Origin of the sequence: Mesoplasma syrphidae, from assembly GCF_002843565.1 — a bacterium.
Taxonomy (GTDB): Bacteria; Bacillota_I; Bacilli_A; order Mycoplasmatales; family Mycoplasmataceae; genus Tullyiplasma; species Tullyiplasma syrphidae.
Map to the genome: position 1 here is coordinate 114,539 of NZ_CP025257.1, position 26,674 is coordinate 141,212.

At 30.4% G+C, this 26,674-nt stretch carries 23 protein-coding genes; 22 read left to right on the forward strand and 1 reads right to left on the reverse strand.

What is annotated here, in order from left to right; translation table 4 throughout:
- The first annotated feature begins 19 nt into the window (after positions 1 to 19).
- The 22 genes from rpmE to CXP39_RS00545 all read left to right on the forward strand — a co-directional run bounded on the left by rpmE (position 20) and on the right by CXP39_RS00545 (position 25,603).
- Entirely contained in the window at positions 20 to 301 is a 282-nt protein-coding gene (rpmE, locus tag CXP39_RS00440) for a 50S ribosomal protein L31 (protein WP_027048383.1), read from the forward strand.
- 99 nt (positions 302 to 400) lie between these two features.
- Entirely contained in the window at positions 401 to 2,278 is a 1,878-nt protein-coding gene (locus tag CXP39_RS00445; RefSeq protein WP_027048384.1) for a hypothetical protein, read from the forward strand.
- Between the two features lie 15 nt (positions 2,279 to 2,293).
- Positions 2,294 to 3,244: a DHHA1 domain-containing protein gene (locus tag CXP39_RS00450; RefSeq protein ID WP_027048385.1), complete on the forward strand. Its 951-nt coding sequence runs from the start codon at positions 2,294 to 2,296 to the stop codon at positions 3,242 to 3,244.
- A 1-nt stretch (position 3,245) separates the two neighbouring features.
- Positions 3,246 to 3,857: a thymidine kinase gene (locus tag CXP39_RS00455; protein WP_051591888.1), complete on the forward strand. Its 612-nt coding sequence runs from the start codon at positions 3,246 to 3,248 to the stop codon at positions 3,855 to 3,857.
- A gap of 16 nt (positions 3,858 to 3,873) precedes the next feature.
- Positions 3,874 to 4,968, forward strand: coding sequence for a peptide chain release factor 1 (gene prfA, locus CXP39_RS00460; protein WP_027048387.1), 1,095 nt, complete (start codon positions 3,874 to 3,876; stop codon positions 4,966 to 4,968).
- The gene (gene prmC / locus CXP39_RS00465) at positions 4,952 to 5,806 is read left to right on the forward strand and encodes a peptide chain release factor N(5)-glutamine methyltransferase (RefSeq protein WP_036256389.1); all 855 of its coding nucleotides are present in this window, start codon (positions 4,952 to 4,954) and stop codon (positions 5,804 to 5,806) included. Before prfA ends, prmC begins: the two co-directional genes overlap by 17 nt.
- A gap of 12 nt (positions 5,807 to 5,818) precedes the next feature.
- Positions 5,819 to 7,342: a hypothetical protein gene (locus tag CXP39_RS00470; protein WP_027048389.1), complete on the forward strand. Its 1,524-nt coding sequence runs from the start codon at positions 5,819 to 5,821 to the stop codon at positions 7,340 to 7,342.
- On the forward strand, positions 7,332 to 7,835 hold the full coding sequence (locus CXP39_RS00475) for an L-threonylcarbamoyladenylate synthase (RefSeq protein WP_051591889.1): 504 nt from the start codon (positions 7,332 to 7,334) through the stop codon (positions 7,833 to 7,835). Before CXP39_RS00470 ends, CXP39_RS00475 begins: the two co-directional genes overlap by 11 nt.
- Positions 7,835 to 8,536 carry a hypothetical protein gene (locus CXP39_RS00480; RefSeq protein ID WP_027048391.1) on the forward strand — a complete coding sequence of 234 codons (702 nt, stop codon included), beginning with the start codon at positions 7,835 to 7,837 and terminating at the stop codon, positions 8,534 to 8,536. Before CXP39_RS00475 ends, CXP39_RS00480 begins: the two co-directional genes overlap by 1 nt.
- A gap of 89 nt (positions 8,537 to 8,625) precedes the next feature.
- A complete protein-coding gene (locus tag CXP39_RS00485; RefSeq protein WP_027048392.1) occupies positions 8,626 to 9,543 on the forward strand; it encodes a hypothetical protein in 918 nt (305 codons plus the stop codon).
- A 58-nt stretch (positions 9,544 to 9,601) separates the two neighbouring features.
- On the forward strand, positions 9,602 to 10,330 hold the full coding sequence (locus CXP39_RS00490; protein ID WP_027048393.1) for a hypothetical protein: 729 nt from the start codon (positions 9,602 to 9,604) through the stop codon (positions 10,328 to 10,330).
- Positions 10,314 to 11,855 carry a cardiolipin synthase gene (cls, locus tag CXP39_RS00495; protein WP_027048394.1) on the forward strand — a complete coding sequence of 514 codons (1,542 nt, stop codon included), beginning with the start codon at positions 10,314 to 10,316 and terminating at the stop codon, positions 11,853 to 11,855. Before CXP39_RS00490 ends, cls begins: the two co-directional genes overlap by 17 nt.
- 30 nt (positions 11,856 to 11,885) lie before the next feature.
- Complete coding sequence (locus CXP39_RS00500) at positions 11,886 to 12,479, forward strand: hypothetical protein (RefSeq protein WP_027048395.1); 594 nt, start codon at positions 11,886 to 11,888, stop codon at positions 12,477 to 12,479.
- 3 nt (positions 12,480 to 12,482) lie between these two features.
- Complete coding sequence (locus CXP39_RS00505) at positions 12,483 to 13,013, forward strand: hypothetical protein (RefSeq protein ID WP_101305112.1); 531 nt, start codon at positions 12,483 to 12,485, stop codon at positions 13,011 to 13,013.
- Positions 13,014 to 13,129: 116 nt separating this feature from the next.
- Entirely contained in the window at positions 13,130 to 13,543 is a 414-nt protein-coding gene (rpsL, locus tag CXP39_RS00510) for a 30S ribosomal protein S12 (RefSeq protein WP_027048397.1), read from the forward strand.
- A 91-nt stretch (positions 13,544 to 13,634) separates the two neighbouring features.
- Positions 13,635 to 14,102, forward strand: a complete 468-nt coding sequence (gene rpsG, locus CXP39_RS00515) for a 30S ribosomal protein S7 (protein WP_027048398.1) — start codon at positions 13,635 to 13,637, stop codon at positions 14,100 to 14,102.
- A gap of 34 nt (positions 14,103 to 14,136) precedes the next feature.
- On the forward strand, positions 14,137 to 16,206 hold the full coding sequence (gene fusA / locus CXP39_RS00520; RefSeq protein ID WP_027048399.1) for an elongation factor G: 2,070 nt from the start codon (positions 14,137 to 14,139) through the stop codon (positions 16,204 to 16,206).
- A 135-nt stretch (positions 16,207 to 16,341) separates the two neighbouring features.
- Positions 16,342 to 17,529 carry an elongation factor Tu gene (gene tuf, locus CXP39_RS00525; protein WP_027048400.1) on the forward strand — a complete coding sequence of 396 codons (1,188 nt, stop codon included), beginning with the start codon at positions 16,342 to 16,344 and terminating at the stop codon, positions 17,527 to 17,529.
- A 105-nt stretch (positions 17,530 to 17,634) separates the two neighbouring features.
- Positions 17,635 to 21,102, forward strand: a complete 3,468-nt coding sequence (locus CXP39_RS00530; RefSeq protein ID WP_027048401.1) for an ABC transporter permease — start codon at positions 17,635 to 17,637, stop codon at positions 21,100 to 21,102.
- 89 nt (positions 21,103 to 21,191) lie between these two features.
- Positions 21,192 to 22,541 carry a M17 family metallopeptidase gene (locus CXP39_RS00535; protein WP_027048402.1) on the forward strand — a complete coding sequence of 450 codons (1,350 nt, stop codon included), beginning with the start codon at positions 21,192 to 21,194 and terminating at the stop codon, positions 22,539 to 22,541.
- Between the two features lie 66 nt (positions 22,542 to 22,607).
- On the forward strand, positions 22,608 to 23,294 hold the full coding sequence (locus CXP39_RS00540; RefSeq protein ID WP_027048403.1) for a hypothetical protein: 687 nt from the start codon (positions 22,608 to 22,610) through the stop codon (positions 23,292 to 23,294).
- 275 nt (positions 23,295 to 23,569) lie between these two features.
- Complete coding sequence (locus CXP39_RS00545; RefSeq protein WP_027048404.1) at positions 23,570 to 25,603, forward strand: ABC transporter ATP-binding protein; 2,034 nt, start codon at positions 23,570 to 23,572, stop codon at positions 25,601 to 25,603.
- Positions 25,604 to 25,696: 93 nt separating this feature from the next.
- Here the strand turns inward: CXP39_RS00545 and CXP39_RS00550 are convergent, their stop codons facing one another.
- On the reverse strand, positions 25,697 to 26,578 hold the full coding sequence (locus tag CXP39_RS00550; RefSeq protein ID WP_027048405.1) for a Cof-type HAD-IIB family hydrolase: 882 nt from the start codon (positions 26,576 to 26,578) through the stop codon (positions 25,697 to 25,699).
- Positions 26,579 to 26,674 lie beyond the last annotated feature (96 nt).

Sequence of the window (26,674 nt, forward strand, 5' to 3'; positions counted from 1 at the left end):
TAGTAAAGGAGAAACAACTATGCCAAAAAAAGATATTCAACCAAAATACTTCGAAGAAGCAAAATTTGTTTGTACAACTTGTGATAACGAATTTGTTTGTGGAACTGTAAGAGGAGAAGAAGTAAGAATTGATGTATGTTCAAACTGTCACTCATTCTATACAGGAAACCAATCATTTGCAAATAATGCTGGACGTGTTGAACAATTTAAATCTAAATTTGCTCGTAAAGAAGCTATTAAAGCAACAGTTGAAAAAGAATCTGAAGCGCAAAAAGCTCAAAATTCTAAATCAGCCAAGTAGTTTTATAATTTAATTTAAAAGACCTTTTCGGGTCTTTTATTTTTGTTTATAAAAAAATCATTTAAAATATATATTAGATATTTTATGGAGGAGTAATATATGTCATACAAAATTGAAAATGTTACTTTTGCCAATAAAGTAGCAGATTTGGATAAAGTTAATTTACACGCTCAGCCAGGTAAGACAACTAATATTCTAATTTATAACAAAAATCAAATGTCTTTTATGAAACGAGTTTTAAAGGGGCAAGAAAAAAATCGTAGTGGTCGTTTTCAAGTTAACAACATTGATATTATTAATAAGAAGTTTGTAAAAAATCGTATCGAGTTTATTCGCAATGATACTTGAATTGAAAGAGTTATACCTGCTAAACTTGTATTATTTCTGTCATTATTATTTGACCCAAAGTTTTTACGAAAAGCTAGAATCAAAACAATTGATAAAAAGCATGACTATTTATCATTTATTAATTCAAAAAATGATGTTACTGACATGCGATTGCGTCGCAAAATTGACTCAGTAATTTCACACTTTATTGATACAACAAATATTGCTGAGAATAAATTATTGAATAAGTTTAATTCTGAAATATACAAATATGACGTTTCAAAAATCAAACAGCTGTATTCAAAATTTCCTCCTCAAGTTGGAGTTTTGGCTAAAGAAATTTCGCGTATTGAAGCAATGCTTGAAAAGAGCCAAGCAATGCTAACTTTTTCACAAGTTTTATGAGATAACATTTTTGCATTAAACGAGCTTAGAGATTCATGTACATGTGAGTATAATGCCAAAAAGTCATCAAATAAGTATGTTCGTAAGTATTGGAAAAAGTTTTCATATACTCAGACCAAATATATGATAATTAAACAGTTAAAATTTTTGAACTTTAATTTATCAGAATTGCGTTATAGTATTTGAAGAAATAAAAAGTTACATAAGCAGTTAACTAGACAATTTAATCTTGAGCTTAAAAAATTTTATGAGATTGAAAATATTTCTAAAGAATCACAAATAGAAGTTGCTGAGCAACATCTTAAATGAAAACGTGTGGTCTTAGATCAACGTAAAGAGTTTGAAGAGCAACAAAAGGAAATTTTGTTTCAATTGCTGCCTTCTGAAGGTTATATGATTGGTAAAAAGATTACTTTTTTGATTCATGATTATCATAAAAAGTTGCTGAGTGGTAATGTTAAATATGGGAATCAAAATGAATTTTTGATTTTAAAAAAACACTACAAAAAGGAAATTCACTCAACGTTTTCTCAAGCCCTTGAATGAACAGAACAACACTTGGAAAAACTCGACATGAAATTTGATTGATTTATTAAGCAAGGATTTAAGATTTCTTCTTTGAACATTATTTACTTAAAAATTTTGAAAGCCATTAATTTACAGAAAAAGAATATCGTATTTTCAAACATCTTAGACTACTTAAGTCAAAAGGATTTTCATGATTTAATGAATACTATTCAGAAAATTCAAAAAGTTTATCCAGACTTAGCATTTATTACTTTAAATAATAGTCTAGAAACAATTTGGGATTTGCAAGAGCCAATTTATTCAGTAGAAAAAAATGAGCTAAAAAAAATGACAGGCTCAGAAATCTTTGAAATTAATGCAAACCACATTTTTTCAAAAGTTCATAATTCTTCAAATGTTTTAAATTATCGCAAAGTTCGTCAAGGAATTGAAGTTGAAAATAAGTATTGAAATATTACCGACTGATCATTAAATGATAAGGGAAAAATTTTTGTCAATCTTTTTAAAGTCAATTTGGAGCCATCATCAGATCGCGATGATGAATTACCAATTGTTCTAAAAATTATTAAACAAAATAAATATAATGATCCAAGAGTCTATTTGGGATTTAATAAATTCAAGCATTTCATCTTTTTCTACGATGAGCAAGGTGAATATCTTGAGAATAAAGAAGTAATTGTCTATATCAATCGAGAATCAATTAGTAAAATAATATAAAAATTTATAGGAGAAATTATGAATAAACATGCAGCAAAATTGCTATTAAAAAAAATTAAAGAACATCAGAATATTATTATCGTTAAGCATAAAATGCCCGACTGAGATGCTCAAGGAAGTGCTTTGGGAATGGCTAATATTATCGCAGAAAATTTTAAAAATAAAAATGTTTTTGTAGTTGGAGAGCGCTTAACTAAGGACGAAACATTTTTGCCAGAAACATCACTAACAGATGAATTTGTTAGTCAAGCGTTAATTATTACAGTTGATACTGGAAATAAAGCAAGACTAGACTTTGATCGCTTTGATATGGCAAGAGAGTCATTTAAAGTAGATCACCATTTAAATGTTGATCCCTATGCAACAAATGACATTGTTGTTGAAGATGCAATTGCCTGTACGCAAGTTGTCGTATTATGAGCGCAGTTAATGAAACTAAAAATAAATAAAACGGCAGCCCATAATTTATATCTGGGCTTAATTACTGATTCTGGAAGATTCTTATTTCCCAGAACAGACGAAGTAACTTTTAGAGTAGCGGCTTCTTTAATTGAAGCTGGAGCAGACTTAAAGGCAGCTCACGATTTCATATTTGTATCAAGTTTAAAAATGCGTAAATGAACTAACTTTGCTTTTAGCAAACTACAATTAACTAAACATGGAGTTGGTTATATCGTAATTACAAAAGCAGATCAAGATGGTTGAGGTTTAGAATATTCAGAGGTTAAATCAGCATTAGGAACAATGGCTGGAATGGATGAAATTAAAATATGAGCCTTAGTAGTTGAGTTAGATGATATGATTAAGGTTTCTTTGCGAAGCCGAGACTTTAGTGTTAATGAAGTCGCAGAAAAATTTGAAGGTGGAGGGCATAGATTGGCAAGCGGTGCCCAATTATCTTCACTAACAGATGTTTCAAAATTAGTAAAAGCTTTAGATAAGCTTATTGTAAAAGGAGAAAAATAAAATGCTTACAGGTCAAGAAAAAATTTACAGAGAAACGAATTTGGGATGAGTTGAGTTAATTACTGGATGTATGTTTGCTGGAAAAACAGAAGAATTTATTCGCCGTTTGCGTCGTCACGATTATGCTAAACACAATGTAATTGCTTTTAAGCCCTTAATTGATCAACGTTATTCAGTTAATTCAATTGCCTCTCATTCGGGAACAATGCTGCCATCATTTCCTGTTGCCTCAACAAGTGATATTCGTAATATTTTTGAGAGAGAAAATCAAAAACAAAAAATTGATGTTGTGGGAATTGATGAAGTTCAGTTTTTGGACCCATCGATTGTTGATTATATTGATGAGTTAGCAAATCAAGGTATTATTGTTATTGTAACAGGATTAGATAAAGACTTTAAAAGTCAACCATTCCAAAACGTTGACAAACTTTTACCATTGGCAGAATTTGTAGAAAAGTTAACAGCAATTTGTCACAAGTGTGGAAACTTTGCCAATCGAACACAAAGGATTATAAACGGTCAACCTGCTGCAGCTGATTCACCAATTGTATTGGTCGATGGAAAAGATAGTTATGAAGCAAGATGTCGTAATTGTTACAAAAAGCCAGAATAGAAAGTAAGAGGTACAAATGAATCCTAAAACAGTCGAAGCATTAGAAACAATGCAAAAAAGATTAGGTCAAATTAACCATGACTTACAAAGTGAAGAACTCTTAAAAGACATTAAAAAATTTACCGAGTTAAATAAAGAACGTGCTTCCTTAGAAGAAGTTGTTGAAAAGTTTGAACAATATCAAGTGGCTGTCAAAATGATCGAAGAGGCGAAAGAAATTTTGGCAAACGAAAAAGACCCTGAAATGGTTGAATTAGCAAAACTTGAATTAGATGAAAATTCTGCTTTGCTACAGCCTTTAATTTCTGTGATAGAAGAATTACTATTACCAAAAGACCCCAATGATGATAAAAATGTTATTGTAGAAATTCGTGGAGCAGCTGGAGGAGACGAGGCAAATATTTTTGCTGGAGATTTGTTTAGAATGTATAAACTATATGCTGAAGAACAAAACTGAAAAATTACAGTTTTGGATGCTTATTTATCTGAAGCAGGAGGTTATTCTCAAGTATCATTTATGATTAAAGGAGAAAGAGTTTACTCAAAATTAAAATTTGAATCAGGTGCACACCGTGTTCAACGTGTTCCAAAAACAGAAACAAAAGGAAGAATCCAAACATCAACTGCAACTGTGGCTGTTTTACCAGAAATGACCGATGTTGAAATTGAAATTAAAACAGCTGATTTACGAATTGATACATATCGTGCTTCAGGAGCCGGAGGTCAACATATTAATACAACTGATTCGGCTGTGCGTATTACTCATATTCCAACAGGAGTTGTTGCAGCCTCTCAAGATGGGCGTTCGCAACATGATAATAAAGATATTGCTATGACAATGTTGCGTGCCCGCATTCATGAGGCAGAGTCTCAAAAACAACAAGCAGAAGCCGATGCAACAAGAAAATCTGCAGTTGGGACTGGAGCCAGATCTGAAAAAATTCGCACATATAACTATCCACAAAATCGGGTTACAGACCATCGTGTTGGCTTGACATTAAATAAGCTTGATCAAGTTATGGAAGGCAAAATTGATGAGTTCATTACTGCTCTAATTAATGAAGAACAACGTCAAAAAGTAGCTGAGCAATTAAATGAGTCACAAAGTTAATTTTACGATTCGAGATTTATATTATAAATTTATGAGTTTAAACATCAGCCTTAAAAAAGCTGATGTTTATCAAATATTGGAGTATTTACTAAAAATGGACTATTCTGACATTATTAGTAATTTGGAGTTTAATGTTGAAATTGATGAGGAAAAAATTCGCAGTATTATTACCGATTTGCAAAATCAAAAACCTTTGGGATATATTTTAAAATATCAATTTTTTTACAAAAGAAAATTTTACATCGATAATCGAGTATTGATTCCTCGTTCGGACACAGAAATTTTGATTGATGTAGCTTTGAAATGAATCAAATATCGCCAAAATATTTTAATAGCCGATATTTGTACTGGCTCAGGAACTATTGGAATTACTTTAAATTTGGAAACTAATAATCCTGTGATTTGTACTGATATTTCTGAAGAAGCATTAACTGTTGCAAAAATTAATAGCCAAAATCTTCAAGCAAATAATACGAAATTTTATTTGGGGAATTTTTTGAATCCATTAATTGAGCGAAATCTTAAAGTCAATCTTTTAATATCGAATCCGCCTTACATTGATTGTAATGATCAAGACATAAGTTCAAGTGTAAAAAATTTTGAACCTCATTTGGCGTTATATGCTGATAATAACGGATTATGATTTTATCAAAATTTGGTAGATAATTTGAACAATATTGTTGACTTAAATGAGCCATTTGCGGTTATCATGGAATTTGGATGAAAACAAAAAAATCAAATTAATCAGATTTTAAAAAAATCTAAAATAAAAATTGCATGAGAATTTATTAGAGATTACTCAGGCAATTGAAGATGTGTAATAATTACTAATGGATAGAAAGGTAATAATATGGAACAACGATGAGAATTTAAATTAAAAAATCGGCTAAATTTTAAAATTAATGATCAAAATGAAGACTTGAGAAAACGAAATCTGCGTTTGTACTTAATGTCATTTTGATTCGCCTTTATCTTTTTAGTTACCTTATTGCCATTTTATGTTTATATTTACATTACCTTAAATAATGAAACTTTAAGTTATTATTTTGAACATCATCAGACAATTTCTCAATTTATTGATGTACCGAATAAATCAATGATAATGGGAACGTTGTGAAGTTCATTAGCATTAACTTTTTTGGCGTTTGGAATGTTTATGTTATTCAAACCAGTTATAACTTCGCGAGCAATTCATAAAAATAGCAAATTGGCATATATTACTGCGATTATTGGTATTGGAATGGTGGTGTTACTACTAGCTGCTTTGTCACAGTACTTTTATTCAGCTTTTCAAGATTTTTATATTTATGAATCTAAAACAGGTAGCGAGGGCAAACATCCAGCAATGATTGAAATCAGTGATTGATATTTTAATAAAGCCGGTGATGGAGAGTTTGTTCCAATTTTCATGTGACAAACTTCGGATGTTGTTTGGTGAATTATGTTTATTCAAATTATGATTTTATTTGCTATTGGAATTGCCTTGCAAAATATGGCTTTTGGAACTGCTAAATCAGAGGGTATTGATCGCTATGTTAGGTGAATTTCTAAAAATAAAAAAATTACTGGTTCAAAGTTTAAAACACTTTGAAATCGTATTTTTAGAATTGATGATAAAACCTTGTCACTTTGGACGGTTGTTATTACTTTAACAATTGTTTTGCCACAAATTATTTATATTATTTTAAGTTCGGCATCAACAACGGGAATGGGTTCTATCGTCAATTGAACTTATAACGTTGTTAATTTGGTAGGTGACTATGAAGAAGCTCACCGAATTAATGAGCTTTTCAGTAGCGCATTTAACGGATATCAATTAAATCCTTTGTTTATAACATCATTACCTTTAATTGCCTTAGGAATTACAATCTCTTCAACATTCTTTTTTGTTTCAGTGAGTGTTAAAGGAGAAAATGTTTCTAATCGAATCTTTATTACTCAATATGTAGTATTGTTTTTTGAATTAACATTGTTACTTTGTTTAACAACTTACTCTAAATCAGAGATTAATCGCACCACGAATTTATGAAATCATGTGACAGTTTCAGGAGACGAAACTATTGGAATTAAATTATTAAATGAAATAAAAAATGTTGTGACAAATAACGGAGAAGCAATGTATGATTGAGATCGGTTGATAGAAATGTTTCCTTTGAACGGAATCAATGAAGTTAATGGAACTTTTATTTGACTAGGAAAGTATGGAATAATTGCAGAAGCAATAATTAATTATTCATTACTACTTAGTTCATTTGGAATCTTGAGTAATGGAATTTGAAAATCCGCTGAATTCAAAAGCTATTTAAAAAAACAGTTTGTCGCTAAAAAAATTGCTCGCTTAAATGAGATTAGAAAGGGCCGAGATGATGCTTAATTCAGTCCAAATTGACCAAGCCATAAAATCTTTAAAAAAAAATCAAGTCATTATTTTACCAACTGACACAATTTATGGTCTGTCAGCACTTGCGACTAAATCAAACGAAATAAAAATCAATAAATTAAAGCAGGCCAAATTTAGTAAGCCTTTAATTATATTATTTAGTTGTTATCAACAAATTGATTTTTTAAATATTTTTGATCGTAGTTTATATGAACTGCTAGATAGTTCAATTCCGACAACTGTTATTATTGAATACAATCAACAAACTTATGCTCTTCGTAAAGTTATTCGTGAAGATATAAAAAAAATTGTTGATAGTACCGGATTAATTTATTCGACATCAGTTAATATTCATGGGCAGCAGCCACTTTGAAGTGAGCAAGACCTTGAACAATTTAGTGATGATGTTAAAGTTTATTTTGATGAACCACTTTATGGAGAACCATCAAAAATTTATAACTCAGTCACAAAGAAATGAGTACGCTAATGGCTAAGTATCAAATTAGTGACTTAAGTCAGGTTTTAAGCTATAATGAAAAAACTTTTAAATATGATTTAGCAAATTTGGATTGGGAAGTTGATTATCATATTAAACAAATTATTAAAAAAAGTTCAAATCAGGGTGTTTTAGCAATAGCAACTATTAGTGAAATTGTTAATGAAGTTTATCCCTTTGTTGATAAACAAAATACTGAAGTCATCCAAAATTTAATTAATAGGACAAGAAGAATTAAGACATTGGTTTTTCAGGCAATCAAAAATCGCCGCGGAGCTGAATTTTATTTTGAAGAGCTGGATGAAAAGGATAAATTTATCATTAAAATAGCAAAATCAATTGTTCATGATTTAAATAAGTTTTTATATAAATATGAAATTAAGCAGGTATTTTCCAATTTAATTTTAATTAATAATGATGTAAACAACTTGTTTGTTGGGAATATTGATTTTTTGGCTACTAATGGTAAAGAATGATTTTTGGGTAGTTTTAAAAATAGTCGCTCGGGATTTAATCAAAAGTATTCTGCTGAGCTTTATTTGCAAAAACAGTTAATTGAATCAAATACTAACTATAAAATTAATAAAATGTTCATTTTTAATCCACTAGAACAGCGAGTTGTTCTTGAAGCAAATATGCTTTCGAATTACGAACTTTTTAAAATATCTCAAACCGAAATTAAGAAAAGTTAGTGACTTTTGAAAATTTTGTGTTTGTAAAAATACCCCCTAAGTTGTATAATTTAGTAAGATTATTCTAACGAATAGTCGCTGGGGGCAATATGAACTCTTATGAATTAATTTATGATTTTAAAGAAAATAAGCACTATAATAACGAATTATACAATATTATTAAAAAATCGCCAAAATCTTATTTTGAAGATTGAATGCTGAAAGGGCACTGGGATGAAAATTATTATCCAATTGCTTTAATCAATGAAAAAAATGATATTGTAGCAGCAGTATGTATTATTAGACTTAACTTGTCAATTAACGAAGTTAAATGCAATGCAATTCAAGTGGGACGAATTTTTATTCGTGATGGCTACGAAAAAGATGAGGTCGATAAAAAGCTTTTAAATCTTGTTGCTGAAAAGTATTCAAATGTATCTGATTTGATTTACTCTTTTAGTGATTCTGAAACTGATGCACTATTTTATAATAGCGAATTTCAGAAAATCCAAGAATTTATTTATTATATTCCTTGAAACTCATCATTTGAAACTGAAAAGACCGCTATCAAAAAACTTGATACCGATTCAGTTAAGGACATTGAATTTATTCAAGATCATATCAAACATGCAACTAAGACTCCATCAGTAATTGCAAGTAATGGAGATTCAAGCGTGAAACTTTATAATATATTAAAATTTTATCGACGTAATGTATATTACATCTCTGAAATTGATGCGGTGGTCGTTTTTACGATTAATCAAGTCAAAAAGCGTTTTACATTAGTGGCGATTTATTCATCGAACAAAATTGATATTATGGATCTCTTAAAAATTTTAGTTCCTGATGGAATTGAAAGAATTGAATTTATGTTTATCCCAAATTTAAGTTGTGGAGTTAATATCCGTAGATTATCTTTTATTGAAACACCTGAGGGTAATGTTCCTTCATATTTGTATATGAAAGAAATTACAACTGCTCTTGCAGGTAAAAGAATATTTTTCCCTGTTTTGGGAAGAGGAAAATAAGCTTTTTGCTTATTTTTTTTATAAAGAGATATAATTATTTTATAAAGGGAGAATAAAGATGAGAATTAAACGTAATATTACAGCGCGAATTTCTTACATCAAAACCAGAAACAAAAAGTTTGACAAGTTTTTGCAGCGTAATGAAATTAATGACAAAGATTTTAACAATTTTTCTGTTATTGACAGTAAAAATATTCTTTTAAAAAACTTTATTCACTTATTACGTTTGGAAGAATTAAATGAGGAAATTCAAATGGATCATATTAACTTTGTTAAAATATGTTCTCGTTATTTATTTGCAACAACAATTAAGCAAGATAATGAAGAATTAATTCAAAATTTGGAAGCAACTATTTGAAAATTAGTATTGGAAAATAATTACGCATATTTTGTTGAAAATCTTGAGGAAAAAGTTTTAAATGAGAATGAATTTGAATTTTCAAAAATAGAAGTAAAAAAGTATTTTAATTTTCACAAAATTTATGCCTTAATTGGAAACGTATTTGCTGCACCTTTTTCAGTAAAAGAGCGCAAAAGCTATTATGAATATGGTTACTATTTGGCGATGTATTTAAACTTGCATAACTTTATTAATAAAAATTCTGTTCATGACAATGTAGATATGTTTTTAATTAAAATATTAGTTAATAAAAAAACAATCCAAGCAATTTCAGATCTCAGCCCTGACTTTTTTAATTTGTTTGTAATCAAAAATAATAAATGAATTAATCATATAAATAAACGAAAACTCATTAAGGAGGCGCAAGAATATGAAGAAAAAAATTAATATATTTTTAAGTATGTCTTTAATGTTCATTATTGTGTTCTTGGGAGTTATTCTTTTAGCAATTTTTCAAAATTGAACATTCTCACTAATTTTTTTAGGAGTATACGCTGCCTCAATTTTATTTACAATTGTAATTATTAGAAATAAGAGTCGGCGTTTTGAAACTCGCTTACGCTGAAGTATTTTTATTATAGCAGTCCCATTCGTTGGCATGGCATCATATATTTTATTTGGTCGTTCATATAAATATAAAACTGATAATGAATATCGCTACAAAAATTTTAGTGAATTTGCAACTAGTCATGATCGTGAAACATCAAGACATGCCTTAGAAACTTTGGCTAAAGAATCCCCACAATATAAGCGTGCATTTGTTTTAGGAAATAACTTACAAAACGATACAATTTACGACCAAACTAATACAAAATTATTGGATAATGGCGCAGATTTTGTTGTTAGCTTGTTTAGAGATATTAAAAAAGCAGAAAAATATATTTTGCTAAACTTTTATGTGATTAAAGATGGAGAGCTCTTAGATAATTTAGTAGCACTTTTAAAAAGCAAAGCGGCGCAAGGTGTTAATATTTATATAATTTATGATTTTACAGGATGTTATACAGACTTTAAATATGAAACTCAAACCAAGCTGCAAGAAGCTGGAATTCGCTTAGTACCATTTGCACCACTAAACTTGCCATGAATAAATTGAACAGCAAATTATCGTGACCATCGTAAGGATGTTTCTATTGATGGAAAAATTGGTTACATTGGTGGAATTAATTTAAGCGATGAGTATATTAATATGAGTAGCAAATTTGGTTTTTGAAATGATGCACACGTAAGAATTGCTGGAGCAGCTGTTCAAGGAATTGAAAAAATTTTTGCTAGCGATTGAAATTTTTGTCATCGTCAACAAGAACGAATTACAGATTTAGAGCCAAGTGTTGGTACTTTACATTCAATTGAAAATTATTCAAATGACTTAACTCAAATTGTTTCTTCTGGACCCAATCATAATACACCGATGCATTTTGATTTAATGATGAGTTTAGTGAATTCTGCTCAAAAACGAATTTGAATTTCTTCTCCATATTTCGTACCACCAGTAGAGTTGATTAACGCCCTATGTACGGCAGCTAAAAGTGGGATTGATGTTAAACTAGTTATTCCTGGTAAAACAGATAAGAAATTGCTGTTAGAAGTTTCTAAGCGCTGAACACGTCAATTATTTGAAGCTGGAGTAAGAATATACTCAATGAATAATACCTTTAATCATACCAAAGCTTATTTATTTGATGACAATATAGCTTTTATCGGATCAACTAATCTGGATTTTAGAGCTTTCTTTTCAGATCAACAAACTATGGCTCTGATTAAGTCTGAAACTTTTAATAAAGAGCTAGAAACTAGATTTTTGTGAGATTTTTCAAAATCATTTGAGTATACTTTTTTACCAAACGATGAGCTTCCAACAGGAAAAAAAGTATTAGTAGCAATGTTCAATATTATTTCACCATTGTTATAAATTAAACGGTAATGAGAGAGAAGGGATATCATGAAGTTTAAAAAAATTATTTACCAAAAAGTTAATTCAACTTACCATGATTTTAAATTGTTAGATGGTTTAAAATTTTATAAAAGTTATAGATTTTTTTTAAAAAGCAATCAAATAATTACGAATTATTCACAAATCATTGAGGTTTTGAAAATTATTGATAATTTGCGCTTGGAGGAACCTATATTTAAAATGGAACTTGAAAAAATTCACAGTTTATTTTTATCTTACTTAGAAATAATGGTGAGCCTTGATAAATTTTCAACTTTAGAAATAGTCAATAGAAATTATTTAAATAATTTTGCTGTGAGATTTTATGGAAAATATAGTCAGCAATTTCTTGAGTTTGAAATACCGGAATTAACTAATTGAATCACTACGATGTTTAATAATGAAATTGTTGAGTTTGACTTGAGTTATTATTTAAAAATCTATAAGAACTTGAACGAACTAATTAAAGTAAGTTTTCAAAAAGCAACTTTTGATGGGAAGAGTAAATTGGCAAACTTTTATTGGGACTTAGAAAAACAGGTTCCAATATTGAACTTACTTAATAATTTGACTGAAATAAATATACAGCAGGGAGAAAAATAAATAATGCTACAAGAATCTTGCATCAATTGAGGACAAATAATGTGTGAGTATTTTAATGTTCGTGAATATATGTGAAATGATAATTCGACAATTTATTTAGTAGAAGAGGCAAAAACGGATAGAGAACATACTTTGTTTGAATTTGTAGGCGTTCGATATTATTTGTGCGAGAAATGTTATTTAAGTTATCTAGAAATAGATGAAAATTTTTTTAAACTTGCTAAAGCTATTAATTATTCTAAAAAGCTAGATTTGGATAAAATCCCTGCTTTTGCTAAAACATCACAAAGATTTGTTGATTTAAGGCAATGTAAGAAAGTTGTAAATGAGAATTTTAAACTTTTGCGATTTGATATTAAAGAACTAAAAGAACAGCGCAAAAGATTAAGTCAACTCAATGAAGATGATTATCAAAGATTGCTTGGAGAATTTAATGATTCACCATTAAGAATTAATGGACGCGAGGCAATGAACATTTCTTTGAAAGAACGTTTAAAAATCACTGATTTAATTTTAGAAAATTTAATAAAATAATTCTTTTAACAGGATTATTTTTTTGTTAAAAAACTGTTTATCTTGCATTTTATTTCATATATAATATATATTGTGTGAGTTCGATACACACGGCAATGTGAAAGGAGGAATATTCTATGCCTACAATTAATCAATTAGTAAAAACTAACCGTAAAGCTAAAACTTGAAAAACTAAAGCGCCTGCCTTAAACCGTGGGGTAAATACTTTAAAGAAAAAAGTTACTAAAGTTTCAGCTCCACAAAAAAGAGGGGTATGTACACGTGTCGCTACAATGACACCTAAAAAACCCAACTCAGCGTTGCGTAAGTACGCTCGTGTTAGATTGACAAACGGAATGGAAGTAAATGCATACATCCCAGGAGAAGGACACAACTTACAAGAACACAGTGTTGTCTTAATCAGAGGAGGACGTGTTAAAGATTTACCTGGGGTACGTTACCACGTTATTCGTGGAACTTTGGATACTCAAGCTGTAAACAAACGTATGCAATCTCGTTCATTATACGGAGCTAAAAGACCTAAAAAATAATTTTTAAAAATTATTTCATCAAACTATTAATGTCGTGAAAATACGAACCACAATAGTATCAAAACAATAAAAAAAGAAAGGGGACACAATCATGCGTAAAAATAGAGCTGAAAAAAGAGACGTTTTGCCAGATCCAGTGTATAACTCAAAATTGGTTACACGTGCTATCAATAAAATTATGTTAGATGGTAGAAGAGGAACTGCTCAAGGGATTATCTATGAAGCATTTGATCTTATTAAAGAAAAAACTGGTGAAAATCCAATTGATGTTTTTAACAAAGCAATTACAAATATTGAGCCACATTTAGAATTAAAAGTTCGTCGTATCGGGGGAGCTAATTATCAAGTACCAGTTGAAGTTTCAGACGAAAGAAAAGTCACTTTAGCATTACGTTGATTAATTAACTATGCAAGACTTAGAAATGAAAAAGTTATGACAGTTAAATTAGCAAACGAAATTATCGATGCTTCAAACAACATGGGTGGATCAGTTAAAAAACGTGAAGATACACACAAAATGGCAGAAGCTAACAAAGCCTTTGCTCACTACCGTTGATAATTATCAACCAAAAATATTAGAATAGGAGAAAATTATGTCAAGACAATATAGTTTAAAAGACACTCGTAACATTGGGATTATGGCCCATATTGATGCGGGTAAAACTACAACTACTGAACGTATCTTATTCCATACAGGTAAAATTCATAAAATTGGAGAAACTCATGAGGGTGCTTCACAAATGGACTGAATGGCTCAAGAACAAGAACGTGGTATTACTATTACTTCAGCTGCCACTACTGCTCACTGAAAAAATCACCGATTCAACATTATTGATACTCCTGGACACGTAGACTTTACAGTTGAAGTTGAGCGTTCATTAAGAGTTCTTGATGGAGCAGTTGCTGTTCTTGATGGTCAATCAGGAGTTGAACCTCAAACTGAAACTGTTTGAAGACAAGCAACTACTTACCGTGTTCCTCGTATCGTTTTTGTAAACAAAATGGACAAAACAGGAGCTGACTTCATTTATTCAGTTAAATCAATTGGTGACCGCTTGGGAGCTAAAGCTGCACCAATTCAATTGCCAATTGGAGCTGAAGAAAATTTTTCAGGAATTATTGACTTAGTTGAAATGAAAGCCTGACACTTTGATGGTAAAGCTGATGAGATTGCTCAGGAAATTGAAATTCCTGCAGATTTATTAGACCAAGCTAAAGACTTAAGAAGTCAACTAGTTGAAACTGCTGTTGAGTACGATGAAGAATTAATGATGAAATTCTTAGATGGTGAAGAAATTACTATTCCTGAATTAAAATCTGCAATTCGTAAAGGAGTTATTGGTGCTGAATTTTTCCCAGTTTTAGCTGGATCAGCATTTAAAAACAAAGGGGTTAAATTATTATTGGACGCTGTTGTTGATTATTTACCTTCACCATTAGACGTACCTGCAATTAAAGGGGTATTACCAAATGGAGAAGAATCAGAAAGACATGCAGATGATAACGAACCATTTTCTGCATTAGCATTTAAAGTCATGACAGATCCATTTGTTGGAAAATTGACATTCTTCCGTGTATATTCAGGTGTACTTGAAAAAGGAAGTTATGTATTAAACTCAACAAAAGGTCAAAAAGAACGTGTTGGGCGTATTTTACAAATGCATGCCAACAACCGTACAGAAATCGAAGTTGTTTATGCTGGAGATATTGCTGCAGCTGTTGGATTGAAAAATACTACAACTGGAGATACTTTAGTTGACGAAAAACACGAAATTATCTTAGAATCAATGATTTTCCCTGAACCAGTTATTCAGCTAGCACTAGAACCAAAAACTAAAGCTGATCAAGAAAAAATGGGAATTGCTTTAAACAAACTTTCAGAAGAAGATCCAACTTTTAGAACTTATACTGATGAAGAAACAGGACAAACAATTATTGCCGGAATGGGTGAATTACACTTAGACATTATTGTTGATCGTATGAGACGTGAATTTAATGTTGAAACAAACGTTGGAGCACCTCAAGTTTCTTACCGTGAAACAGTTAAACAACCGGCAAAAGCTGATGGTAAATATGTTAAACAATCAGGAGGACGTGGATCATACGGTCACGTTGTTATTGAGTTTGAACCAAACCATGAAAAGGGATTTGAATGAGTTGATAAAATTACAGGAGGGCGTGTTTCAAAAGAATATATTAATGCTGCACGTACTGGTTTAGAAAACGCTTTACAAAATGGTATTTTAGCAGGATTCCCAATGATCGATGTTAAAGCAACAATCGTTGATGGATCAATGCATGATGTCGATTCAAATGAAATGGCATATAAAATTGCTGCTTCATTGGCATTAAAAGAAGCTGTTAAAAAAATGAACCCAGTTATTTTAGAACCAATCATGAATGTTGAAGTTACTGTTCCTGATGAATACTACGGAGATGTAATGGGAAATATTTCATCTAAACGTGGATTAATTGAAGGTTCAGAACAAAGAGGAAACGCTCAAACAATTAAATCAAAAGTTCCTTTGACAGAAATGTTTGGGTACGCAACAGAACTACGTTCATTTACACAAGGACGTGGAAACTATACAATGATCTTTAGTCATTATGCTGAAGCACCTAAATCAGTTGCTGAAGAAATTATTAAAAAATCAGGAAAATAGTTTTTTAAAAAAACTCAAATCTGTTTAAAATATATTAAAATTATATAAATTAAGCAGTCGCCCCTACGGGGGCGGTAAAGGTACTAGAAAGTAAATCTAAATACCGCTATATTAATTTAAAAGGAGACCAAAAATATGGCAAAAGAATTATTCGACCGTAGTTTACCTCACGTTAACATTGGTACAATTGGACACGTTGACCACGGTAAAACTACTTTAACTGCTGCAATTACTAAAGTATTAGCAGAACAAGGTGGAGCAGAATTCAAAGATTACGCAAACATCGATAACGCACCTGAAGAAAGAGAACGTGGGATTACAATTAATACATCTCACGTTGAATATAAAACAGCAAACAGACACTACGCACACGTAGACTGTCCAGGACATGCCGATTATGTTAAAAACATGATTACTGGAGCTGCACAAATGGATGGAGCTATCTTAGTAGTAGCTGCAACTGATGGGCCAATGCCTCAAACAAGAGAACACATCTTACTTTCAAGACAAGTTGGAGTACCAAAAATTGTTGTTTTCTTAAATAAATGTGACATGGTTGATGATGAAGAAATGATCGACTTAGTTGAAATGGAAGTTAGAGATTTATTATCTGCTTACGAATTTGACGGAGATGGAGCACCAGTTATCCGTGGATCAGCTTTAGGAGCATTAAATGGTGATGCTAAATGAGTTGGAGCAATTAATGAATTAATGGCTGCAGTTGATGAATACATCCCAACACCAACTAGAGATGCTGACAAAACTTTCTTAATGCCAGTTGAAGACGTTTTCACAATTACTGGACGTGGAACAGTTGCTACTGGACGTGTTGAACGTGGAACAGTTAAAGTTAACGAAGAAGTTGAAATCGTTGGATTACACGAAGATGCAACTAAAACAGTTGTTACTGGATTGGAAATGTTTAGAAAATTATTAGACTTTGCTGCTGCAGGGGACAATGTTGGAGCTTTATTGCGTGGAGTTGACCGTGATACTATTGAACGTGGACAAGTTTTGGCTAAACCTGGAACAATCAAACCACATACAAAATTAAAAGCATCAGTTTATGCTTTAACTTCTGAAGAAGGTGGACGTCATAAACCATTCTTTAATAATTACCGTCCTCAATTTTACTTCCGTACAACTGACGTAACTGGTGAAGTTACTTTACCAGCTGGAACAGACATGGTTATGCCTGGAGATAACGTTGAATTAGAAATAACACTAATTAAACCTGTTGCGATTGAAGAAGGAACAAAATTCTCAATCCGTGAAGGTGGAAGAACTATTGGAGCTGGAACAGTTATTGGAGTTATTGCTTAATAATTTCAGCAAATTTATAAATTACTTTAAAAAGGCCTTGTGCCTTTTTTTATTTGTGAAAAACATTTAAAATCTTACTAATAATAAAAGACAAAGGAAGAAACTATGAGACTTAAATTACTACTTAAACAATCGATTAATGATTTTTGAAGCAAAAAGCTTTTATATCTTTCCTTTACGTTATTTTTATCAATTGCATTGTCACTAGTTTTGGGATTGTTTTCATTTATTACATATTTTAGTGATGTTAGTAACAAAATTCTTGGCGATCACAATCATAATATTCGCTTACAAAATAATTTTCAAGTTGCCAAAAAGGGAACGTCTTTAAACAAAGATAATAACTTTTGAATCGATGAGGACAATCAAGTTCGAGATTATGTTTTTAACATTTTAGATGAAGCAAAATTTTTTGATGATCCTGGTCTTAAAGAAAAATATAAAAGCTCCGATGAGCAAAAAGCTTTAGCTGCTGACTTTGTTGATCTTGAGGGAATAACTCATAATTGAACAAATGTTTATACAGATGAAGAAGTCCTGAACTATTATAAAGAATTAACATTAGATCGAGTTAAAGACTTGCGCCTTTTAACTAAGAGTTTCTTAAACAATTCTACTAAAGTATCAGATAATTTAATTACAAAGTTTTTTTATGAACGTTTTAATCCTCGCTTTAATGGCACAGGATTTTCAGATTCTTATGCAACTTTGAACTACGACATATCAACCCAACCACTTGCTAAGGCACCAAAATTAGCATTAAAAGTTACTGGAAATCATCGTCAGTGATTTGCAACTGAAATGGAATATCAACAAGCACAAAGTCAGTTTAAGTTAAATGCTATGAATGATATTTATATTGATGGAGAAATTAATTTTCGCAATTTAAATGATGAACAAAAGTCGGCTCTTGATGAAGGTCGCTTCGTGTATGTTTCTCCAAAATATTTGAAAGAACAGAATTATCAAATAGGAAAGTTTATTAAACTAAAAGCGGCGAATAATACGAAAAAAGATACTGAGTTTCTAATTGCTGGAACAGCAATAGACCGTTTTTCTATTATTAAAGAGGGTGATCAAGCATCTCAAAACTTACAGGGATACCTATATATGTCAGCACAAGGCTATGAAAAAAATTATGCCAACTTGAGTTATGGATGAAAAAATATTTTTTTCTATGACTCAATTAATTCTAATGAGCAGGCTCAAAAAAATGTCGAAGAAGAAGTTAATCAAATTTTTAAAAGCTCATCAAATTATGAAAAATTCCTAATGTTTAGCAATCAGTATCAAAGTTGAAGTTCACCATTCGTGACTAGACAAGCCTTAGTTATTATGTCACTTATTTGTTATGCAACTGGTGGATTAGTGGTTTTATTAACGATATTAGTGTTTTTCTTTATTACTGATCAGTTTATCAAAATGCAACGTCAAACGCTATTCTTTTTAAAGTCCTTAGGAGAAAGGAAAATGCGACTAGCGTTATTGACAACATTTGCTGTTTTAATTCCCTTGATAGTTGCTTTAGGCTTTTCACTCTTGGGTGCAATTTTGGTAAATGGATTTATGACAAATGCCGTTGCTTCTACATACTTAATTGCTTTCCCAAAACTTAGTTTAAATATCAAAATGACTTTGGGAACCGGATGCCTAATTTTAATTTTATTGTCAATGTTTTTTATTATCAATTTGCTAATTATTAATGGTAAAACTTTGACGTTATCTGGAATGAATTCTACTAAAACACCAGCGCCAATATTTATGAAAATTAAATCTAAATTGCCGCTGATTTCAAGTAAGACCAGAATCGGACTATCGTTTGCAATTAAAAATGTTTATAAAAATTTGGTCACTTTTGTAATTTTAACGCTAAGTTTTACAATAATTTTATTTTCAATTCAATTCAATAAGTCAGTTGATTATGCTTCAAAAATTGGGTCGCTTCATAATGCTCCTTATAATTCTGTTAAATACGCTAGCAACGAAAATATTTTTTATAGTCCAGATTATAAAGAAAAGTATGGTCTTAACTATTCAACAGATATTGTTTATGACCTAAAAGAATTAAATTCAATTGATGATATGGACGAATTTTTAGAAATTAGTGTGGCATCAATTATTGATTCTAAAATTGGAAGTCAGCAGCCTACAAATATTAGCAATTACTATTTATCTTCAAATGTGGTCAACGAAATTATTAGTTTGGATGCAACCGAGTTTGATGAGATCATAAAAGTCAAAGTTAAAAATATTCCTCAACTGGCTGCCCTTTATGAAAAAAATCGAGCAAAAATTTTGGAATCATTTAGCGACTTTAAAGAGCAAATTGATAAGACTATCGAGAGTATAAAACTAATTGGAGGCAATGAATTAGAGCTTAACCTTTTATTTGGTAAGCAATACATACCATTAGACAGTCGCAGTTATTGAACTAATGACATAAGTCTTTCAGGAACAAAATGAGATTTAATTATTGGTCAGGGAGCTTCAAGAAAGCGCCTAGATAGCTATAAATTTGCGCTACCCGAAGTTTCTAAAAAAACATCATCAATTTCCACTTTGAATAGAAATGAAACTTATACAGTAGACCAAATAAAAAAAGTTGACAAAGTATTGGATGTTGAGATATCGCTAAATTTGGCAAATTTATTTAATTATCGAGTAGGAGATTATATAAATTTTAGTATGAATGGTTTATATGATGATTTAGGAGAACCAATTTCTGTACCCAGTAGAATTGTTAACATTCAAAAAACTGAAGTTGCTAAATCGATAATATATTTTGATAAGGATGACTACTTATTATTGGCAAAAGAAGCTGTTGTTGAGCAACTTCATGACAAAAATTTAGCCGTTGCTTTAGCTGTGGCAAGAATTGATGAGTTGATTCAACGCTCAAAAGCTGATTCAACAGGGACGTTTTTAAATAACACTGTATTTTCAAAAACCAACTTGCCTTGAAATATTCAATATATTACGCTTCCAAAAGTTAATAACAATCAATTAACAAATGACTGAGAAATTGAAGAAGCAGAAGATTTTAGTGATTTTGGAAAAAGTGTTGTCAACTATTATAACAAAGATCAGACAAAAGAATACTTTGAAGCTTTTAGTAGGAATACAATGGTATATTCATTAATGCAACAAGCCATTAAACAAAAAGCACAAGAGTATACTGAAATTATGCAAAAATTTTCTTATATTGCGATTGCTATTACAATTTCAATTTCAATAATTGTGGTAATGTTAATACTGCTAGAAAATCGACAAATTGTTTTACTATTTAAAGCAATGGGATATCGTTCAAAAGAAGTTAACATGTATTTGGTAGGTGGATATATTTTGTCGGGAATTCTAGCGTTGATTGTAAGTTTTTGAATTTCATCTTCGCTAATATATATAGCTTCTCCAATCATTCAGCAAGCCATTTCAGTTACTTTGATTTTTGTATGATCAAGTCAATTAGTAATTACAGGAATTCTCATGTTGTTATTTTTTATAACGTTAGTTGTAGGTTCGATAATCGGATATACCAAAAAACAACATCCAAAAGATGCTTTTTCAATATTGTAAAAACTTTAAGAGTTTGCTACAAAAGAAACTTATATTAAAAATAACAAAGTGATATAATAAATAACAATAAGTAGAAAAGGGGTAATAATATGATTACTTTAAATCAGAAACACGAGGAGCTAACATTAATTGCAATTGATGGTGAACAAGCTCCTAAATATGTAATTGCTAATGAAGGTGCAACAACACTAATTGCTAATGAAAATAAAATTTATTTAGTTTTAAAAGCAGGTAATGCCAATCCTAAAAAACAAGTTGCTAATGCTTTGGCAAAATTTGTAGGAACTAACAAATATAATGTAAATATTGATTTTGATGCAATTTTGAAATTAACTGGAGTTGATAAAACAGAATTGTTTAATACTATTGTTGAAACAATTTCATTTGTCTCTCACAAACAAGTTAACTTTAAAAAAGACAAAGATACAGCAAATGTTGTTTATAATATTTTGACTGCTGAGGACTTTTCAAAAGTTTATGAATTGGCAAAAATTAAAACAGAATTTATCAACTTTGCGCGTGATTTGCAAGATACACCGCCAAACTTGGGAACAGCAATTGACTTGGCAGATAAAATTGTTGATGCTGCTAAAGAAATTAAAAATCTTAAAATCACAGTTTTAAATAAAAAAGATATTGAAAAATTAGGAATGGGATTATTACTATCAGTTAACGCTGGATCAAGTGTTGAACCAAGAGTAGTAGTTGCCGAATATATTGGTGATGAAACAAAACCTAAAACTGCTTTAGTTGGAAAAGGAATTACTTTCGATTCTGGAGGGTATAACCTTAAACCTTCACAATTTATGGAAGGAATGAAATTCGATATGTCAGGTGCAGCAATTATGCTGTCAACAGTTATGGCTTTAGCTAAAGCTGAAGCTAAAACAAATGTTGTTGGTGTTGGTTGTTTCACAGATAACCGTATTGGATCAACTGCAACATTACCAGAGTCAGTAATTACTTCAATGAATGGACTAACAGTTGAAATTAATAATACTGATGCTGAAGGTCGTTTAGTATTAGCAGATGGAATTACTTACGCAATTCGTGAAAAAGCTGCAACTAGAGTTATTGAGGCATCAACATTAACAGGAGCAATCACAATTGCTTTAGGACGTTGAGCAACAGGAACATTTACACACGATGACGCTTTATGAAATGAACTTGAAGGTTTTTCAAAAATTACGGGAGAGCAATTATGAAGAATGCCAATTTTTTCAGAACATTTAGAAAAAGTTAAAAAAGATACTGTCATTGCTGATTTAACTAATGCTGCTAAGGGAAGAGAAGCTGGTTCATCAACTGCAGCTGCTTTCTTAAACGAGTTTGCAGAAGGAAAGCCATTTGTTCATTTGGATATCGCTGGAACAGCTGATGTTAGTGAACGTGGAACTGGAGTAATGTTAAAAACATTATTTGAAATGTTAAGCAAATAATATAATTAAGCACTCTTAGGAGTGTTTTTATTTGTTAAAATAAAAGTATTAGTAAAGAGGTACATTATGAAATTTAAAACATGAAGCTTTTATTTAGCAAACGACTTATTGGATGTAGAAGGAAATTCACTGATTAAGGGAGAATTTATTTTAGTTTGCTTACGACCTGATGTATTGAAACCAAATCGAATTTTGGGATTCGGGATTGAGAAAGAACTGGGAACTACAAAAGTAGTTGATTTGCAAAATCGTATTTTAACAAATCAAAATGTAACTGATATATTTACCAATAAAATTGGAGTTGTAGAAGCATCTTCAATTAAAGAATTAATTGTTAAGGATGAAAACTTGTCGCTTATTTCAATTAGAGAAGAAAACATCAAAACAATTATTGAAACATACAGCGTTTTTGTTAAAGGTAATGTAATTGAATTTGATTCAAATGATTTTGATTCAATTGATAAACTTGAAGCTGCTAATGAAATATTTACAGAGCTAAATTTAAAATCAATGTCAATTAATCAATTATTAAACACAATTAACTCAGGAATGAATGACTATTATGGAAAATTAAATGAATTGCGAAATCCTGAAATTTCAGAAACTGATAAAATTCAAAAAACTTTGGGATTGTCAACTTTGCAAGGGAATCTAATTTTATTTTTTGAAGAAACTTTGCGCAAAATGGATGGCTTAATTGGAAAACAACATGAAGAGATTGCCGAACTTAAAAAACAAATAATGAAAAAATAAGTTTTGCGACTTATTTTTTTTAAACGACAAGAACTAAACAAAAATAAAAATTATATTTAAACTATGAAGCATTTAGCACAAAAAAAGCATATAAATCTATATTAAGTGACAAATTTTTTTAAAGTTTGCATATAAAAAATAGACTTTTTCAATTTATTTTGAAAAAAGGCTTTTTTTTTTTTTTTTGGTAGTCTCAATAACAGGAACCAATATTCAAATTTAAAATAAATAACGCTTTAGTTCTATTTTAAAATAAAAATGTTTTAAGGAGAATTATGAAAAAAACTGAGCTACTACAAGCCAATTTATCAAAAAAAGATGCATTTGCTGAAAATTTAAAACTTAAAACCAGCGGATTTTGAAGTCTATGGTTTCACTATTGAGTTAAATATCGCATTAAAGCCTTTTTTTGTATTTTGTTTATTTTTTTTGTATCCGCATTTTCAGTATTTAACATTTTCATAGCACAGCAAATTACAGCAATCTTGACAGCAGAATCATTAGTAAACACTTTAAATAATAAAGAGCTGTTAGCATTAATTATTGGACACTATGTCACTGATCCTGAAATTTATGAAGCTCTAATAAACTTTTTGAATTCACAAGAGCAATCTCTCGATTACCAACTGATCAATCAAATAATTAACATTTTTTACTTTTCATTTATTTATTATGATGGTTCACAAATTACGACGACGTTTTTGGGAATTGCCATTTCAAGAATGCAATGAATTTATATTTTGATTTCAGATATTATTTTTTTGGTACTTTTTATGTATGCAGCGTATTCGTTGTGTGGGCTAATTAGTGAAGAAGTTCATACGGATTTAAAAAATAAATTAATCGGTGCCTTACTTATTAAAGAAATTGACTTTTATGAGAAACGCACTAGTTCTGAAATAATCGAAATTATCACAAAGGATTCAAAAAATATTGCTGATCAATTTAAAGTTGCGCCCATCATTATAATTTATATCTTGTTTGCTTCTTTTGGCGCGCTTGGTATGCTATTTTATATTGATATGATTGTGGCGTCTTTAATGATTGCATTGATGCTTATTATCTTTTGCATTTTATTGTTAGTAGTATTTTTAATTGCCAATCCCGTTAAGCAAAGTCTTCAAAAACGCTCAAAAGTTGATGCCAAAATTGTTGAAAAAATTTTGGCAATTCGCCTTATTAAAACAAGTGGAACATGAAAAGAAGAAATTTCTGATTTTCAAACTAATAATAATCAACTAAATCAGTATGACAAAAAGTTGAATTTTGGAATTTCAATTATTCCGGCAATTGTTGTTGGAGCCGTTGGATGCTTGGCGCTATCTTCAATCGTATTTGGGGTTTTTGTTTATAACCAAGACACAACAAAATTAATTACAGTTTTTTCATCGTTTACAGCTGGAATTATTGTTATGATTACACCAATCTTTCAGCTAAATACAATTTTGCAAAGTATTAGCACAACAAATAACTCGGCTAAAAATATTAGCGACATTTGCGCGATAGAAGAAAAAGAATTTAATTTTCAAACTAATATTTTGTTATCCGCAAATCACTCTAAAATTGACATTGAAAAACTTAGCTTTAAAAATGTTGACTTTGCATATCCCAGCAATCCTGACAAAAAAGTTATTAAAAATTTGACAATTGAATTTGAGCAAAATAAAACGTATGCATTTGTGGGTCCTTCAGGATGTGGTAAGTCAACGGTCACCAAATTGCTATTAAAATTTTATAAAAATTACAAAGGCCAAATTTTTATTAACAATAAATATGACTTAAATGAAATTGATACCGAAACCTGAATTAATAGTATTGGTTATGTTGACCAAGAGCCTCAAATTTTATCTGGTACTGTTTTAGAAAATATTTTATATGCAAAAAAATCTGCAACAACAGCCGAAGTTATTAAAGCCTGCAAAAAGGCAAAGATTCACGAACTAATTATGAGCTGACCAAATCGTTATAATACGTTGCTTTCAGAGCAAGGGAAACAATTGTCAGGTGGTCAAAAGCAACGTTTGGTAATAGCACGAATGTTTTTAAAAGATCCTAGCTTTTTAATTTTGGATGAAGCAACTAGCGCTCTTGATAATATTTCAGAACAAGAAATTACTAAGCAGCTAAATAAGTTGTTTGTTGGCAAAACTGTTATTACAGTGGCTCACCGTTTGAATACTGTCAAAAGTTATGATCAAATTTTTGTTTTCAATGCGCATCAAGAAATTGCTCAGCAAGGAACTTTTGAAGAACTTATTAGCGTAGAAGGCCTATTCAAAGAGCTTTATTTAATTGAAAATAGTATGTAAGTTAATTTATTTTTTGATTTGCTCCTGTACAACTACTGGAAATAATAAAAAACGAGATTGCTCTCATTTTTTTACTATATTTAAGGAAAAACCCTACATTTCATTTCCAATTAATAGTTGTTCAAGATATTGTCCTAAACCACCTTCGTCGTTAGTTTTATAAGTAATTCCGTTAGCAACAAATTTTAGTGAATCAGAAGCATTTTTCATAGCAACTCCATGACCGGCCTTTTGAATCATCTCAAAGTCATTTAGTTGATCACCAAAAGCAATGACATCACGTAAATCCTGATTATAGTACTGGGCTAAAATATCAGCTGCAAAACCTTTAGTAGCATTTTTATTGGTCAAAGTAATAACAGGTTTTTCAGAAGTGCTAACTACTCCATATAAGATATCACTTTGAATTTTAACAGCATCTTGATATTTTCCCAAAGCCCGAAGAACTCGATTTTTGTAGGAATTATCCTTTAGCTTTAAAACAATATTTGTTGAAGGGCCCCTTCATTCAGTGTAAGGACTTCCAACAATTAGCGGATCTGTTAAACTGTCGCGTAGATCGGACAAGTGAAAAAAGTCATTCAAATCTTTGTCCTCTTTTCATATCAAAGTTTTATCGTAATATTCAATTAAAATATTTTCAACAGAATTGGCAATGTTGGGTTCATTTATAATTGCTTGAATTATTTCGTTGTTAATAGCTAAAACAATACGCTTAAATTCTTTTTTGTAAGGATCATGAATATGAGCTCCATCAAAATTACATAAAAGTGTTGTCAAATTTAACTCTTCATAAATATGTTTGATTGCTCGAAAAGGACGTCCGGTTACAATACAAACTTTATGACCATTATTAGAAGCCTTCATTAATGCATTTTTAGTTAAAGGATGAATTTTGTCATCCTTATTCATTAAAGTTGTTCCATCCAAATCAATCATAATTAAGCGTTTACGGTCTATATTTTTTAGTTTCATAATAATATCCTTTCATGTAAAATAATTTTCTCATATTTGCGAAATTAAAATGTAAACTTTTTAAGAAAAAACCAGTTTTTGGTTTTAAAAAAGTCT